This window comes from Lutimaribacter marinistellae (assembly GCF_042648365.1).
Classification (GTDB): domain Bacteria; phylum Pseudomonadota; class Alphaproteobacteria; order Rhodobacterales; family Rhodobacteraceae; genus Lutimaribacter_A; species Lutimaribacter_A marinistellae.
In genome coordinates, this window is the sequence record NZ_JBHRXI010000049.1 from 291,502 (window position 1) to 306,979 (window position 15,478).

Consider the following 15,478-nt stretch of genomic DNA (forward strand, 5'->3'; position numbering starts at 1 on the left):
GGCTCGAAATGAGTGATCTGGCCCGATTTCTTGAACGCGTCGGCCTCGGCCGATACGAGCGGGCTTTTGCCGAGAATGACATTGACCTCGAGACAATTCCTCACCTCAACGAGACGGATCTCGTCGAGATGGGTTTGTCGCTTGGCCATCGGCGGAAACTGGCTGCGGCATTGCAAGATTTGGCCTTGCGCGGTGACCTTCCGGATGAACGAACCGCCGAATGGCCGGTCAGGCATCTTGGTGAGCGACGCCAGTTGACGGTCGTTTTCTGCGACCTGGTAGGATCGACAGAACTTGCAGCCGCGCTCGACCCCGAGGATCTACGCCGGGTCATGCAGAGGTACCACGACGTGGTGTCGAAAGAGATTTCTACCGCCGGTGGCTACGTGGCCAAACTGCTGGGCGATGGGATCTTGGCCTATTTCGGCTTTCCGAAAGCAGATGAAAACGACTGCGAACGCGCCTTGCGTGCGGCGCAGGCCGTCATCGACTCGGTTCGTGCGATTGCACTCGAACCCGATGTCGGACGCCAGCGCCTCGATGTCCGCATCGGCATCGCAACGGGGCTTGTCGTCATCGGCGAGATGAAGGGGGGCGCCGTGACCGATACCGACGCCGTGGTCGGAGAGACCCCCAACCTCGCCGCGCGCCTGCAGTCCCTCGCCGCGCCCGGAACCATCGTGATCTCGGCCGAAGCCCACGACCTTGTCGGCGATATTTTTGAATATGAGGATCTCGGGCAACGAGACATACCGGGCTTTGCGGAACCACTTCGAGCATGGCGCGTCCTGCGAGATACGCGGTTCAACGATCGGTTCCATGTTCTGCGGGGCGCGCGGATGACCGATCTGATCGGGCGCAACCCTGAGGTCGATCATTTGCGGGAACGCTGGGCCTTGGTCAGGGCCGGCAAGGGTTCGGTGGTGCTGATTTCCGGCGAGGCCGGCATCGGCAAGTCGCGGCTTGTTCAAGCCCTGCGGAATGACATCGCGGCAGATGCAACAACTCGCCTCCAGTACCAATGCTCTCAATTCGACATCGACAAGGCCTTTGCTCCGGTCATCGGCCATCTCGAGCACGCGGCCGGCTTTGCGTTTGACGACAGCGTCGAGCAGCGCAAGGAAAAGCTGAGTGCGATCCTGCTCGATGACGGGTACGAGGTCTTTGCGGCGCTGCTGCGTTTGCCGGGCGCTCGGGCGATCTCTGACATCGAGCCGGATCCGGAGTTGCGCCGGGAACGCATTCTCGAAAGCTTGATGGACCAGATCAGGCTTCGCAGTGCCAAGGGGCCGATGCTGGTCATCGTGGAAGATCTCCACTGGATCGACCCGTCGACCGAGGCATTCGTGAACAGACTGGTCGATGCATCCAGAAGCCTGCCGATGCTCGTGGTCCTGACAGGCCGCCCGGACATCGAACCAAGTTGGCTTGACGATCCGCATGTGTCCGTTGCCGGTCTCAAACGATTGGACGCCGAAGGGATACGAAAGTTGATCTTCGAGGTGACCGGAGGGCGCGCCCTGCCTCCGGATTTCCTGGACCAGATCGAACGACGCACCGACGGTATTCCTTTGTTCGTCGAAGAACTGACACGGTCGGTTCTTCAATCGGGCATGTTGAAAGAAGACGGTAAACAGCTCGTGGCCGCAGCAAGGCACATGCCACAGGCGATCCCGATGACCCTTCAGGAATCCCTGACGGCCCGGCTGGACCGTATGTCTGCCGTCAAGCACATCGCGCAAGTTGGAGCCGTGATCGGGAGGCGGTTTTCTTTCCGGCTTATCGCCTCGGTGTCGGATGTCCCGTATCAGGCATTGGATGACGCGCTTTCCATTCTCGAAAAAGAAGGTCTGCTTTCGCAACGCGGCGCCGGGGCGCATGCGTCCTTCGAGTTTCGTCACGCATTGATCCGGGAGGCGGCTTACGAGTCGCTTCTAAGATCGACGCGCGCAGAGCTTCACGAACGGGTCGCCCGGACACTGCTGACCGAAATGCCAGAAACGGCAGCGGCCGATCCCGCGATCGTGGCCCATCACTTCACCTCGGCCGGGCTGAAAGATGCCGCCATAGACCACTGGATCGCCGCTGGGGACCTGGCTGTTGAAACCTCCGGGTTTGTCGAGGCCCTTTCAAACTATTCCATGGCACTGGACATCCTGCGCCAAGCCGGGGACGGACCTGATCGAGATGGCCGCGAGATCGCCGTTCTCCTCGCCATGGGGCCATGTCAGGTGCAAGTTCTGGGTCCGGCGAGCGACGATGTGCTTGCAACCTACTCCCAAGCCGTCGCGCTCGGCGATGCGCACGGAACCCTTGAACAGCGTTTCAAGGCATTATGGGGCCTGTGGTTCTATCACTTCATGCTTGGCGCGGTGACACGGATGCGCGAACTGGCCAAGGAGTTGGGTGCGCTTGCTCGCGAACTCGGCGACGAGGCGCTTGTTCTCGAAGGGCACCATTGCGAATGGGCCTCGCTTTCGCTTCTCGGCGAACTCGACGGCGCGCTCGATGCGACCGGCAAGGGCATGGAGCTCTACAGGAAGGACAAACATCACTGGATGACCTACCACTACGGCGGCCATGATCCCGGTCTCTGCGCGCTGAACCTTAGGGCGGTGAACCTGTGCCTCAAAGGATATCCCGATCAGGCAAAGGTTCTGGCAGATGACGCGGTCGATCAGGCGCTGGACCTTGACCATGCCTATACCCTGCTCGAGGGGTTGTTTTGCACCCTTACCGTGATGATGCTGCGGTCAGACTACGCGGCGATTCGTACCCACGCCGCCCGCCTGATCGGGCTTGCCGAGGCCAAAAGAGTCCCGCCCGAAGCGTCTGCCCTTGCCAATGGCTTCATCGGCTGGGTCGAGGTGCGAACCGGGGCCACAGATGACGGCATTGCCCGCATGCGCGCGTCAATCGACGACTGGCAAGGATTCTGGGGGGCGTGGTGTTTCCCACTCGATGCCGGCTATGCCGAGGCATTGGCAGACACCGGCGACCTCGGGACCGCGTGGAGTATCGTAGACAGGGCCGCGGAACTGGGGGGAAGCTCGGGCGGGCACTGGTGGGATGCCGAATTCCTGCGCATTCGCGGAAAGATCTGCGCGATGGGCGCAGATCCGGATCGGGACAGGTCGCGCAGGTATCTCGAAAACGCCATTGCCGCCGCTCATAATAAGAAGGGAAAGCTCTTCGAGTTGCGCGCCGCCAATGATCTCGCATCGATGTATCTGAAAAACGGCGAGATCGACGCTGCGCGCGCACTGCTGGCCGAAGCGGTGGCCGACATTCAGATGCAGACAAGCTTTCCGGACTTCGAAAGGGCGATGCAGTTACTGGAAGCGTGCGCGGCCAAGCGGCCACTGACCTAGCCGCCAGCCTTTCAACGCCCCTTGGATCACGCGTCTTCCCGGGCCATCACTTCGGCGAAGGACTGAAAGAACTTGGCGGCCAGTTTCTTCGCCGTGCTCTGGATCAGGCGGCTGCCGAGTTGCGCCAGCTTGCCGCCGACATCCGCTTTGGCATTGTATTTCAGAAGCGTTCCGTCACCATCGGCGATCAGTTCGACATCTGCCCCGCCCTTCGCATGACCAGCCGCGCCGCCATTGCCCTGACCCGTCAATGAAAAGGCATCAGGCGCACCTTCCGTGTTCAAGGTGACATTCCCCGTGAACCGCGCCTTGACCGGGCCGACCTTCAGCACGACCTTGGCTTCCAGCTCGGTGTCGGAATGCTTGATCAATTCTTCGCAGCCGGGAATGCACTGTTTCAGCACTTCCGGGTCGTTCAGCGCATCATAAACCTGATGCTTGGGGGCATCGATGCGGATTTCGTCAGCAAGTTCCATTCTCTTGTCCTCAACAGCAATGAAATTTCAGTCAGACCGGATAGCCGGCCTTTGCGGGCGTCGGGGTTGTCTTGTGCATCACCGCTCGCCCTCCCGCTTGACCTCGGACCTGCGGAGCTTCACCAGTTCGGCGAGGATCGACAGGGCGATTTCTTCGGGTGTCACCGCGCCGATATCCAAGCCCGCAGGCGCTCGGACGGCATCGATCTCCTTTTGATCGATGCCCTTGGCGATCAGCTTTTCCGCCAGCGCGCGGTATTTTCGCCTGCTCCCGACAAAGGCGATATGGTCCGGGCGGGCCAGGATTGCCCGCTCCAACGCGGCCAAATCCCCCTGCCCTTGCGTGGCGATGATGATGACGTTCTGGTTTGTCACGGGGTCTGCGGGCACGTCCGACCCCACGGACCAGTGGAACTCCGGAGCCAATGACGACAGCGCCTCGGCCACAGGAGAGGCGCCGATCACCGTCAGCAGCGGCATCGGCAAGCATGGCTCGATGAAAATGTCGATGCTGCCGCGCGACGGGCAGCCGTTGCGGGCAAAGCGCGTGCCGTCGATCGTGTCGCCGGAACTGACGCCCTTTTCGGCCAGAAGATCCTCGGGCGCTACGGATACCAGCTGCGGCGCGCCGCTGCGCAGGGCTTCGAGTGCGGCTTTCTTGACAGCGCCGCGCGTGCATCCACCACCCAGCCAACCCTGAACGATCGTGCCGTCGGCGCTCAACAGGGCTTTTGCACCGGGCTTGGCCGCGGTCGGCCCGGCCGTGCGCACGATGGTTGCAAAGGCAAACGGTTGCTGGCGGGCGCGCAATTCCTGCGCTGTCTGCGCCAGGTCCTGATGAAGGATCTCTGCAGGGGTCATAGGCGTGTCAACTCCGCTTCGAGGGCCGCAAGGTCGCCCAGTGTGTTTGCTGCGGCAAAGAGGTCCAGATGCGGCAGGGCGGCGGCCATTCCGCTGGCGACCGGGGCATAATCGGCCCACCCCTTGAGAGGGTTGAGCCAGATCACTTTGCAACCGCGCTGTTTCAGCTTGGCCAGCGCCGCGTCGATTTCGTCGGGTGGCGCGGTGTCATAGCCATCCGACAGGATCAGGACCACGCTGCGCCCGTCGACAAAGCGCTTGGCATATGTCGTTGCAAACCGCCCCAGCGAAGGACCGATCTTCGACCCGCCGCCAAAGCCATCGGCCATCAGGGACATGCGCCCAATGGCACGCATCGCGTCCTTGTCCCGCAAGGCTTCGGTAATGCGCACGAGGCGGGTATGAAACAGGTAGGCATCCGCTGAGGTATCGGCACGCATCAGACCGGCAAGAAAGGCTAGGAAAACCTGTGCATAGACAGTCATCGACCCGGACACGTCGCAGAGCGCGACGATCTTGCGGGTCCGATCGGGCCGGCGCTTGCGCAAGAGGCGCAAGGGCTCTCCACCGGTCGAGAGGCTCCGCCGTATCGTCTTGCGGAAATGAATCCTGTCGCCCTTGCGCGCGGCAATGCGGCGACGGGACCGTCGGTCGCGCAGCGCCGCACCCAGGCGGCGAGCCACCGTTTCCGCCTGCGCCACCTCTTCCGGGCGAACGAGGTCGCGCAGGTCCTTGCGCATGAGGTTGCGGATCTCGGTCGCAACCAGTTTGCCCTCACCATCGCTTTCGGCGTCGCCCTCTCCACCATCCGGGGCCGTTGCAGATCCGGCCCCCGCGGCACTCTCTCCCTTCGCATCGCGAGAGGAGTGCACACCGTCGCCTGACGGTGCCGACAGTGACGGCATGACCCTGGTGCGGACCCGCCCGGCATCCATCCAGTAGCTGTCGAACAGGGCGTCGAACATATCGACATCGGCCTTGCATCCGGTACAGACCGCTTTCAGGGCGCGACGCGCGTTTTCTGGCTGCGCAGCCTCGACCGCTCCAAGTGCCGCAAGCGCGACTTCGGCTTCGGCCACGCCCAGGCGCAAACCGTTTTCGCGCAGATGTGCCATGAAACCGGCGACGCGCGCAGCGGGCCCGGGGTCTCGGCCGGCGAAACGCGTCACCCTGCTCATGCCGCACGCCCGGCGATACGCTGGGCCACTTCGGTCGTTATGTTTGCCTGATCGCTTTGCGTCTTGAGAAGCGTCGTCAGTGTCGACTGAAGGATCGCCGGATCGGCTGTCAGATCGGCCAGACCCAGCCCCATCAGCGCGGCTGCGAAATCCAGCATCTCGGCGACGCCCGGCGTTTTTTCCAACTCTTCCTTGCGCAATGCCTGAACGAACCCCACGATCTGTTCGGCTAGTCGCGCTTCGATCTCAGGGCAGCGCGCCTTGAGGATCCTCAACTCGGTGGTGCGGTCCGGGTAATCCACGTGAGTATAAAGACACCGGCGGCGCAAGGCGTCCGACAGGTCTCGCGTGCCGTTCGATGTCAGGATCACGATGGGCCGCGTCTTGGCCGTTATCGTCCCCAGTTCGGGAATGGAGACCTGGTAATCCGCAAGGATCTCCAGCAGGTAAGCCTCGAATTCCTCGTCGGCGCGGTCGATCTCGTCGATCAGCAGAACCGGCGGTACCTCTTGCGTCAATGCAGCAAGCAGCGGGCGTTCCAACAGAAACTCGCGCGAGAATATCCGCTCTTCGACGGCTTCGCCTGTCTGACCATCCTCGGCGGCGGCCCGGATGCTGAGCAATTGGCGCTGGTAGTTCCATTCATAGATCGCCTGCGCCGCGTCGAGTCCCTCGTAACACTGCAGCCGGATAAGCCGGGTGCCGCGTGCGGCCGCCAGCGTACGCGCAACCTCGGTCTTGCCGACGCCTGCTGCACCCTCCAGCATCAAGGGGCGGCCCAAGGTCAGGGCAAGATGCAGCGCTACCGCCAGGTCGTCAGAGGCTACATAGCCTTCGGCGGCCAGTGCGGTCTGTAAATCGGTCCAAGTCATGTCTGGATCCGGAGGCGCGCATTGCCGCGCGCCTCCCCTCTTTCGGTTAGCTGTGCAGGCCCAGATCGTTGGCGGTCTTCCAGATCCGCCACTGATCATGGGGCATATGGCTCTGCCGCAGGCCAAAGGCCCGGAAGGCATCATGCACGGCATTCGAGAAACACGGCACGCCGCCGACGTTGGGGCTTTCGCCCACGCCCTTTGCCCCGATCGGATGATGCGGGCTGGGCGTGACGGTGTGGTCGGTCGTGTAGTTGGGTGTCTCCCACGCGGTTGGCAGGAAAAAATCCATCAGCGTTCCGGTTTTCACGTTGCCCATGTCGTCATAGGCAATCTCCTGTCCCATGGCGATGGCCAGCGCCTCGGTCAATCCGCCATGCACCTGGCCCTCGATGATCATGGGGTTGATCCGGGTCCCGCAATCGTCCAGCGCATAGAACTGGCGGATTTCATGTTCGCCCGTATCCACGTCTATTTCCATCACGCAGATATAGGCCCCGAACGGATAGGTCATGTTTGGCGGGTCGTAATAGCTGACCGCCTCCAGACCCGGCTCGATCCCCGGTATCGCCTGGTTATACGCGGCAAAGGCGATCTCCTTCATCGTCTTGAACCGCTCGGGCGCGCCCTTTACGACGAACCGGTCGACATCGAATTCGACGTCGTCGTCATGCACTTCGAGCAGATAAGCCGCGATCATCTGCGCCTTGGCCCGGATCTTTCGCCCCGCCATCGCCGTAGCCGCACCGGCGACCGGCGTCGACCGCGACCCGTATGTCCCCAATCCATAGGGTGCGGTGTCCGTGTCGCCCTCCTCCACGGTAATGCTGTCGGCCGGCAGACCGATCTCGCTGGCCAAAATCTGGGCAAACGTAGTAGCATGGCCCTGACCTTGCGAGATGGTGCCCAGCCGGGCGATGGCGGAGCCCGTCGGATGGATCCGTATCTCGCAACTGTCGAACATTCCCAGCCCGAGAATATCGCAGTTCTTCACCGGTCCGGCGCCGACGATTTCGGTGAAATGCGTAAGGCCGATACCCAGCAGCCTGCGCGTCTTGCCTGCCTTGAACTCTTCGACGCGTCGCGCCTGTTCGGCCCGTAGGTCATCGTAACCCACTGCGGCAAGCGCCTTGTCCCAGGCAGTATGATAGTCGCCCGAGTCATATTCCCACCCCAGCGCGGACTGGTACGGGAACTGGTCGGCCTTGATGAAGTTGATCCGCCGCAACTCAGCCGCATCCATGTTCAGCTCTATCGCAAGGACCTCGATCATCCGTTCGATGAAATAGGCCGCCTCGGTCACCCGGAACGAACAGCGATAGGCCACCCCGCCGGGCGCCTTGTTCGTATAGACGCCGTCAACGGCCAGATATGCGGTCGGAATGTCGTAGGACCCGGTACAGATGTTCATGAACCCGGCCGGGAACTTGGTTGGATCTGCGCAGGCGTCGAACCCGCCGTGATCGGCCGTGGTATGGCACCACAGGCCGGTGATCCTGCCCTCCTTCGTGGCCGAGATCTTGCCCTTCATCCAGTAGTCGCGGGCAAAGGCCGTGGTCATCAGGTTGTCCATCCGGTCTTCGATCCACTTGACCGGCTTGCCGGTCACGATCGAGGCCACGACCGAACAGACATAGCCGGGATAGGCCCCCACCTTGTTGCCGAAACCGCCCCCGATATCGGGCGAGATCACGCGGATATTGTGCTCTTCGATGCCGGAGATCAGGCTGACGACGGTACGGATCGCATGTGGCGCCTGGAAGGTTCCCCAGAGCGTCAGCTTGCCGTTCACCTTGTCCATCGACGCCACGCAGCCGCAGGTCTCCAGCGGGCAAGGGTGTGTCCGGTGGTAATAGACCATCTCCTCGGCCACCACCTCGGCTTCGCTGATGACCTGTTCGGTGGCGTCCTTGTCGCCCGCCTCCCAGGTGAAGATGTGGTTGGGATGCTTGCGCGGGCCGTGCGCTCCGGGCGCATTCGGGTCCAGGTCTTCGCGCAGAACCACGTCCGACTTAAGGGATTCAAACGGATCGACGATCACCGGCAGCTCTTCGTACTCGACCTCGACCGCCTCGATGCCGTCGGCAGCGGCGTAACGGTCTTCGGCGACGACAAATGCCACTTCCTGCCCCTGATAGAGCACCTTGCCATCGGCAAGGACCATCTGCTTGTCACCGGCCAGCGTCGGCATCCAGTGCAGCCCAAGCGGCTCCAGGTCTGCAGCCGTCAGGACGGCCAGGACGCCGGGCACCTTCAGCGCCTCTTCGGTGTCGATGCTCACGACACGCGCATGGGCATAGGGCGAGCGCACGAAATCACCGAAAAGCATGCCGTCCAGCTTGATGTCGTCGACGTAATTGCCCTTGCCCTGGGTAAAGCGGGCATCCTCCACGCGCTTGCGCGAACACCCCATGCCTTTCAGGTTGGCGACGCGATCCTCGCGGCTTTCGATTTCGTCCTTCATTCTGCCGCCTCCTTGGCTGCGCTCATCTGGGCCGCTGCGGCCTTGATGGATTTGACAATGTTCTGGTAGCCGGTGCAGCGGCACAGGTTGCCCGCCATGCCAAAGCGTATTTCCTCTTCGGTCGGGTTCGGGTTCTCTTCCAGAAGCTTGGTCGCGCGGGTGATCATGCCCGGCGTGCAATAACCGCATTGCAGGCCATGATGCTCCTTGAAGGCTTCCTGCAACGGATGCAGGCTGTCGGGCGCGCCGATGCCTTCGATCGTGGTGACGGTCTTGCCGTCGGCCTGCGCCGCGAACATGGTACAGGATTTCACCGACTTGCCATCGATGGTCACCGTGCAGGCCCCGCAATGCGAGGTCTCGCACCCGATATGCGGGCCGGTGATCCCCAGACGTTCACGAAGGGTATAGATCAACAGCTCGCGCGGTTCGGCCAGGAATTCCTCTTCCTTGCCGTTCACCGTCAGCGTGATGTGCATTTTCTTCGGCATGACGACCTCCTTGTCAGGCCCGCGACCAGGCGCGTTCGATCGCCCGGGTCAGGATGACGCCAGCGACATGTTTCTTGAAAGCGACCGGGCCCCGGTTGTCCTCGGTCGGGTCGATATCCTCCATCATCGCGCTGACGGCGGCTTTGATGGCCTCGGCATCGACTTGCGTGCCGACCAGCGCCGCGCCGGCGGCGGATGAAAACACGGGCGTGTCGCTCAGGTTCGTCATCGCGATCGAGGCCGAGGCGCATGTGTCGCCCGACTTTTCGATCTGGACGGCGGCGGCGGCCGTGGCGTAATCGCCGATCTTGCGCTTTTGCTTCTCATAGGCGTAACCGCCCCGCGGCAGAGGGAAAGAGATGGCGGTCAGCACCTCCTCGTCCTCTCGCGCGGTCATGTAGGCCGCCTCGTAGAACTCTCGCGCCGCGACGCTGCGCTCGCCGCCGGGGCCGACCAGAGTGAACCGGGCGTCGAGACATTGCATCAGGCCCGGCATGTCGTTGCCGGGATCTCCGTTGGCAACATTGCCCCCGACGGTCCCCATGTAACGCACCTGCGGGTCGGCGATCTGCAATGCCGCCTCGCGCAGGATCGGAGCGGCGCTTGCAAGTGCGTCATGGTCGATGATCTCTGCCTGCGTCACCATCGCGCCGAAGCGGATGCTGTCGCTTCCGACTTCGATCGCGTTCAGGCCGCTCACATCCTGCAAGTCGATCAGATGGGCAACGTCCGCCATCCGCAGCTTCATCATCGGGATCAGGCTGTGCCCGCCCGCCATGACGCGTGCGTCATCTCCATGTTCTTCCAGAAGAGCTATCACCCCACCAATGTCTCTTGGCCGGTAATACTCGAAAGCCGCTGGAATCATCTCGCTCCTCCCTGCGTAATGTTCTGGCTGGGAAGAAACGTGCATACCGCAGTATGCTCAGGCTTCAGGATTCCATTGGTTTTCGTGGTTTTTGCACGAAATGCGCCCTATGCCGCACCAGTTGCGCCAATCTGGCCGGACAGGATCGCCTCGATATCCTTCAGCTTGGATCGGCTGACCGGAACAGGCGGAAGATCCGTGTCGGTGAAGGTGCAGCGCCCCTTGTCCTTAGTGCGTTCGAAACGGGCGACCTTGTCCGGGTTCACCAGGTAACTGCGATGGGTCTGAACGAAACCGGCCGGTAAAAGACGCTTGCCAGCCTCGGTGATGGGCCAGGCACAGAACAGGCGGTCGCTATAGGTGTAGACTTGGGTATAGTGTCCGTCCGCACGCACAAAGGCGACCTCCCGTGGCGACACATAAACCTTGGCCCCCTCTCGTTCGCACGGGATTTGCAGCGTCGAGTCGACCGGCACGGGTTGAACATCCAGCGGATCTTGGGGGGTTGTTTCCGCGCCCGGCCCTTCGAGATAGGTTGTCCCCACCCACAAGAACGCCCCGAAGATGACAAAGCCCGACAGGATCACGCCGATGGCCAGTGTTTCGTTGCTCATCGCCGGACCAAAATCGCCCGGCTGCGGAACCGCCACGAAATTGGTGCCAGCCATGGCAAGGAAATGAACCGAACTGACAGCCAGACCGAAGCACAGCGTCGCCAGAAAGATGTGCAGGTTGGTGCGCCGCTGATAGGCCACCCACACCGCCAGCATGCAAAGCGCAATCGCCACCGCGGACGACAACGCGACCCCCTGAACGGTGTAGACCGCGCGGCAAAGCTGCAGTCCGGCCATGCCGACATAATGCATAACCAGCACGCCCAGCCCCACCACCGCGCCCGCGACCAGGATCATCGGCGTGCTGCGCTCTGTGAAATGCAACAGGATCAAGGCACAGCCAACGATCAGGATGGCGATCAGGGCCGAGGCCAGCGTGATCGCGGCATCATAGTAGTAAGGGATCGGCATCTGCAGACCCAGCATCGCCACGAAATGCATCGACCAGATGCCGCCCCCCAGCGCGACAGAGGCCAGCGAAATCGCGATCTTGCGCTGCGACGTGGTCTTGGCCGCCATGTTGCGGGTCAGCGACAGCCCCGTGAACCCCGCGACGATGGCCATGGCGCAGGCCATCACGGCAAGTATCGGATCGTGGCTGAACTCCAGCATCTGCATTTGCGAAAAATGCCCAAGTTTTCACTCTTTGGCAAACGCCGATCACTGCGGGCGGATGACCGCGTGACAACGTGCGCCCCGTCGCGGGCTTCTTTCCGCAACCGCGATTTGCTAGTCTCTCTCTCCAGCCGGATTGTCAGCAGGAGGATGATGAAATGTCGGTATTCATGGTCGAACGCGACTTGAAGGGGATCACGATGGACCAACTCGCCGCCGCGCAGAAACGGGCCATCGATTGTTCCAACCAATTCGCAGAGGACGGTCGCGTGGTGCGCTACATCCGCACCACCTTCGTTCCGGGCGAAGATCGCTCGATGTGCCTGTTCGAGGCTGAAAGCGCCGCCGATGTCGAAGCGGTCAACAAGGCCGCGCAAATCCCGTATGTGCGGGTCGTCGAGGCCCTCGACCTGACGCCCTGACACGGCCTTGTCAGAGACCGAAATCCCCGCAACCTGCGCATCCTGCGCAAGCGCCCTTCCCGCCGATGCCCGCTTTTGCCCCGGATGCGGGGCACAGCGGACTCCGCGATGCGCGGCCTGCCGCACGGAACTGCAACCGGGCGCCCGGTTCTGCCACCGATGTGGCGCGCCTGTCGACGCATCACCGCCAGGTAATGGGCCGGTCCCGACCGATACGCAGAGCAATGGCACCGCACGGGAAGCGCGCAAGCATGTGACGGTCGTTTTTGCGGATATCGTGGGATCGACGCGGCTTGTCGCCGGTCTCGACCCCGAGGATGCCAGCAATTTCCTCACCTGCTCGATCGATGCGCTGCGACCGGCGATCGAGGCCGCGGGCGGCGTTGTCGCCAAGGTCATGGGTGACGGGATGTTCTGCGTCTTCGGCGCACCCTTGGCGCAGGAGGATCACGCCTATCGCGCCTGTCACGCCGCTCTCGAAGTCCTCGCGGCCGCCGCTCAGCTCAAAGCACCGGATGGCGGCCGGATGCAACTGCGGGTCGGGCTCTGTTCGGGGACCGCGGTCGTCAACGTGACCGAGGCGAACGGGGCCATCAACCTCGACGCCATCGGCGAGGTCGTCAACAACGCCGCCCACCTCGAAGCGGCGGCGCAGCCCGGTACCGCGCTCATCAGTGCGGCCACCCGACGCCTTGCCGCGCATGCCATCGATGTCCGGCCCCTAGAGGGTACCACCGCCTTTCAGCTGATCTCGGTGGGCAGCAACCCGCATGACCTGCTGCCCGAGGAAGCAGCCGCGCAATTGCCGTTCGTCGGTCGCGACCGCGAGATGGATTTCCTCCTCCGCGCCGTGCGTCAGCTATCGGACGGGGTCGGCGACATCGTTTCGGTTCTCGGAGGCGCGGGGCTGGGCAAGACACGCCTGCTGCTTGAATTCAGCCAGCACATGCAACCCGCCAACATCCGGGTCGCTCTGTCCGCCAGCCAGTCGCTCGACCGGGCCGAGCCGAACGCCCTGCTGCGCCGCCTTGTGATGGCGCTTCTGATGATCGACCCCGGCGACCGGTCCGACCCCGCAAAGGACATCGCGCGGAAACTGGTTCAGCTCGACGAAGGGCTGGCCCAACATGTGGACGACGTGAACTGGCTTCTGCTGTCGGAAAGCGACGAGGCCGATCCGCAAACTGTCGAACACAGGCGCCTGTCGGCCCTGACAGCCTTGAAACGGATGCTGACGAATTTGTCCCGGCAAGAACCTCTGGTCATTGCCATCGACAATTTTCAATGGTCCGACGCCTCCAGTCGCACCTTCCTGAAAGCCGCGGCAAGCATCGTGGAAAACACCCCCCTGCTGCTGCTCCTCTTCGGACGCGAGGATATGGCGGATTTCCGACCCATCGTGCGTCAGGTCATGCAATTGCGGCCGTTCGACCGCCCGACATCCGGGCAACTCCTGTCGCTCCACCTGGCCGATTCAGACGTGTCCCCTGAGATGTTAGAGCGCGTTCTGGACCGCGCCGAAGGCAATCCACGGTTCCTGACCGAGTTCGCCCGTCACATGGCCGAGCGGCAAGGCGCGTTTGACGGCCATGACACATCGGGCGGCATGAGCGTGCCCGACAGCGTCGCGGACCTGTTCGAAGAGCGGATCGACCGTCTGCCGGACCGTGCTCGGTATCTGCTTCAGGTCGGCGCCGCTTTCGAGCAGCCGGCAACCCTCGACACGCTTGTCGCCCTGACGGAAATAAGAGCTGACGACATGCAGAACCTGCTCGCCACCGTGATCGAAAGCGGGCTGGTGCGCGAAACCGGTTTCCTGCCCAGCACGCTCTATACCTTTGTCAATCCGGTGGTGGGCGAAGCGGCGTATCGATCCCTACTGCGTCTCGAACGGCAGCGTCTGCATCACAAGATCTACGAGTTCCTGAAATCCGGCTATCACGGGCGCGGGCGGAATTCGATGATGGGGCGGCAGGCTCTTCGAGCCGGTCTGTTCGAACAGGCCGCCCGCGCCTACTACGCGGCAGGTCGCACGGCCGGGGCGCGCCTGGCCTATGCCGAAAGTATCGAAATGCTCTGCCACGCGTTGCAGGCAGAGACCCGCGTGCCAACCCGGACAGAGGCGGTCGACAAGCTTGCCATCGACATCCGCCTCACGCTGCGCGAAGGGCTATTCGCCAAGTCGCGGTTTCACGACATCGACATACACCTGAACGAGGCGCAGGCGATCTGCGACCGGATCGGCGATGACCAACGGTCTCGCCTCGTACGGCGTCATTTGATCGGCAATGCCGTGGCGCAGGGGCAGCTGCACGACGCCCTGGCGCGTGTCGACGGTCTCGTCTCGGACAACTGCGCGCAAGGCGAAGACAACGAAACCGTCGAACTGCGGTTCCTGCAGGCCCAGATCCTTGCCGCTCTTGGTCGGTTCGAGCAGGCCTTCGCATCCGCCCACACCGTGGTCGAGGCGTTCCGGAACAGGCCTGAAACCGATCCTGCCCTGTCTCCTGTCACTTATGCCCTCGCGCGCATGTGGCTGATCTGGTGCGCGGCCGAGCTTGGCCGGTTCGAAGAGGTGAAACTCGAAGTTCTCGATTGCCAAAACGACCTTGCACAGGATCGCCCGCCGTTTTTCCGGATTCTCGCGGGCATCGCCACAGGGCTGTTCTGGTTGCGCTACGGCAGTGACGAACTGGCTGCCGACACGTTGCAATCGGTCCTGTCGCTGACGAAAGAGGATGAAAACCTCGCCTGGTTCCACTCGGTTGCATCCCCGCTTGGGCTTGCGTTGATCCGGCTCGGCCGACCCGAAGAGGCCCTCCCCCTCCTGCAGCATGCGGTGGACATGGAAACCAGCGGGAGCGGCGGTCGTGGCACGCAAGCGGTACACCTTGCCGCCTGCTGGGCGGCGCTGGGCGAGATGCGCAAGGCCGAGGATCAGGCCCGCGTCGCCATCGCCAAAGCCCGCCAGACCGGCGACGAGAGCGTCCTGGCCTACGGGCTCCACACGCTTGGAACGGTTTTGACCCGGACCGGGCAAACCGCCGCAGCCAAGGCCACTCTGCACGAGGCCGTCGAGATCGCTCGAAGATGCAAGATGCAACCCCTGGTCGAACAGATCGAAAAGGACATCGCATCTGGCAGCTCTCGGTCCGGGTGACGCCTCTGGCCTCTTTCTGCGCCACTGCATCCGTCTTGTGCACATGGCGGTTCACCACATCGCACAAACACTTCGTACCGGCCCCT

General features: G+C 62.6%; 11 protein-coding genes and 1 pseudogene. 4 read left to right on the plus strand and 8 right to left on the minus strand.

Annotated features, from left to right (window positions below; all coding sequences use genetic code 11):
- Positions 1 to 8: 8 nt before the first annotated feature.
- On the plus strand, positions 9 to 3,371 hold the full coding sequence (locus tag ACFORG_RS22755; RefSeq protein WP_386737887.1) for an ATP-binding protein: 3,363 nt from the start codon (positions 9 to 11) through the stop codon (positions 3,369 to 3,371).
- A 26-nt stretch (positions 3,372 to 3,397) separates the two neighbouring features.
- On the opposite strand, the gene ACFORG_RS22760 is transcribed toward ACFORG_RS22755, so the two are convergent.
- The 8 genes from ACFORG_RS22760 to ACFORG_RS22795 form a co-directional block, all read right to left on the minus strand.
- Positions 3,398 to 3,847 (minus strand): CoxG family protein, encoded by a 450-nt coding sequence (locus ACFORG_RS22760; protein ID WP_386737888.1) that lies wholly within the window; start codon positions 3,845 to 3,847, stop codon positions 3,398 to 3,400.
- Positions 3,848 to 3,925: 78 nt separating this feature from the next.
- Entirely contained in the window at positions 3,926 to 4,708 is a 783-nt protein-coding gene (locus tag ACFORG_RS22765; protein ID WP_386737889.1) for an XdhC family protein, read from the minus strand.
- Positions 4,705 to 5,886, minus strand: a complete 1,182-nt coding sequence (locus ACFORG_RS22770; RefSeq protein WP_386737890.1) for a vWA domain-containing protein — start codon at positions 5,884 to 5,886, stop codon at positions 4,705 to 4,707. The genes ACFORG_RS22765 and ACFORG_RS22770 overlap by 4 nt, the downstream gene beginning before the upstream one ends.
- Positions 5,883 to 6,758 (minus strand): AAA family ATPase, encoded by an 876-nt coding sequence (locus ACFORG_RS22775; protein ID WP_386737891.1) that lies wholly within the window; start codon positions 6,756 to 6,758, stop codon positions 5,883 to 5,885. The genes ACFORG_RS22770 and ACFORG_RS22775 overlap by 4 nt, the downstream gene beginning before the upstream one ends.
- Positions 6,759 to 6,804: 46 nt before the next feature.
- On the minus strand, positions 6,805 to 9,222 hold the full coding sequence (locus ACFORG_RS22780; RefSeq protein ID WP_386737892.1) for an aerobic carbon-monoxide dehydrogenase large subunit: 2,418 nt from the start codon (positions 9,220 to 9,222) through the stop codon (positions 6,805 to 6,807).
- Positions 9,219 to 9,713 (minus strand): (2Fe-2S)-binding protein, encoded by a 495-nt coding sequence (locus ACFORG_RS22785; RefSeq protein WP_386737893.1) that lies wholly within the window; start codon positions 9,711 to 9,713, stop codon positions 9,219 to 9,221. Before ACFORG_RS22785 ends, ACFORG_RS22780 begins: the two co-directional genes overlap by 4 nt.
- Before the next feature lie 13 nt (positions 9,714 to 9,726).
- A complete protein-coding gene (locus ACFORG_RS22790; RefSeq protein ID WP_386737894.1) occupies positions 9,727 to 10,581 on the minus strand; it encodes an FAD binding domain-containing protein in 855 nt (284 codons plus the stop codon).
- Positions 10,582 to 10,688: 107 nt separating this feature from the next.
- Positions 10,689 to 11,807, minus strand: a complete 1,119-nt coding sequence (locus ACFORG_RS22795) for an MHYT domain-containing protein (RefSeq protein ID WP_386737895.1) — start codon at positions 11,805 to 11,807, stop codon at positions 10,689 to 10,691.
- Positions 11,808 to 11,968: 161 nt separating this feature from the next.
- Here ACFORG_RS22795 and ACFORG_RS22800 point away from each other — a divergent pair, with 161 nt between their 5' ends.
- The 3 genes and pseudogenes from ACFORG_RS22800 (at position 11,969) to ACFORG_RS22810 (ending at position 15,392) form a co-directional block, all read left to right on the plus strand.
- Positions 11,969 to 12,232, plus strand: coding sequence for a DUF4242 domain-containing protein (locus ACFORG_RS22800; RefSeq protein WP_386737896.1), 264 nt, complete (start codon positions 11,969 to 11,971; stop codon positions 12,230 to 12,232).
- Between the two features lie 7 nt (positions 12,233 to 12,239).
- Positions 12,240 to 12,386, plus strand: a pseudogene (locus ACFORG_RS22805) (double zinc ribbon domain-containing protein); the annotation flags it as partial.
- Between the two features lie 99 nt (positions 12,387 to 12,485).
- Positions 12,486 to 15,392, plus strand: coding sequence for an ATP-binding protein (locus tag ACFORG_RS22810; protein WP_386738087.1), 2,907 nt, complete (start codon positions 12,486 to 12,488; stop codon positions 15,390 to 15,392).
- The last annotated feature ends 86 nt before the right edge of the window (positions 15,393 to 15,478 follow it).

Excerpts from the sequence above, each read along its gene's own strand:
- ACFORG_RS22765 (WP_386737889.1), bottom strand. The coding sequence starts at position 4,708 with ATGACCCCTGCAGAGATCCTTCATCAGGACCTGGCGCAGACAGCGCAG.
- ACFORG_RS22795 (WP_386737895.1), bottom strand. The coding sequence starts at position 11,807 with ATGCTGGAGTTCAGCCACGATCCGATACTTGCCGTGATGGCCTGCGCC.
- ACFORG_RS22790 (WP_386737894.1), bottom strand. The coding sequence starts at position 10,581 with ATGATTCCAGCGGCTTTCGAGTATTACCGGCCAAGAGACATTGGTGGG.
- ACFORG_RS22780 (WP_386737892.1), bottom strand. The coding sequence starts at position 9,222 with ATGAAGGACGAAATCGAAAGCCGCGAGGATCGCGTCGCCAACCTGAAA.
- ACFORG_RS22800 (WP_386737896.1), top strand. The coding sequence starts at position 11,969 with ATGTCGGTATTCATGGTCGAACGCGACTTGAAGGGGATCACGATGGAC.
- ACFORG_RS22785 (WP_386737893.1), bottom strand. The coding sequence starts at position 9,713 with ATGCCGAAGAAAATGCACATCACGCTGACGGTGAACGGCAAGGAAGAG.
- ACFORG_RS22775 (WP_386737891.1), bottom strand. The coding sequence starts at position 6,758 with ATGACTTGGACCGATTTACAGACCGCACTGGCCGCCGAAGGCTATGTA.
- ACFORG_RS22755 (WP_386737887.1), top strand. The coding sequence starts at position 9 with ATGAGTGATCTGGCCCGATTTCTTGAACGCGTCGGCCTCGGCCGATAC.
- ACFORG_RS22760 (WP_386737888.1), bottom strand. The coding sequence starts at position 3,847 with ATGGAACTTGCTGACGAAATCCGCATCGATGCCCCCAAGCATCAGGTT.
- ACFORG_RS22770 (WP_386737890.1), bottom strand. The coding sequence starts at position 5,886 with ATGAGCAGGGTGACGCGTTTCGCCGGCCGAGACCCCGGGCCCGCTGCG.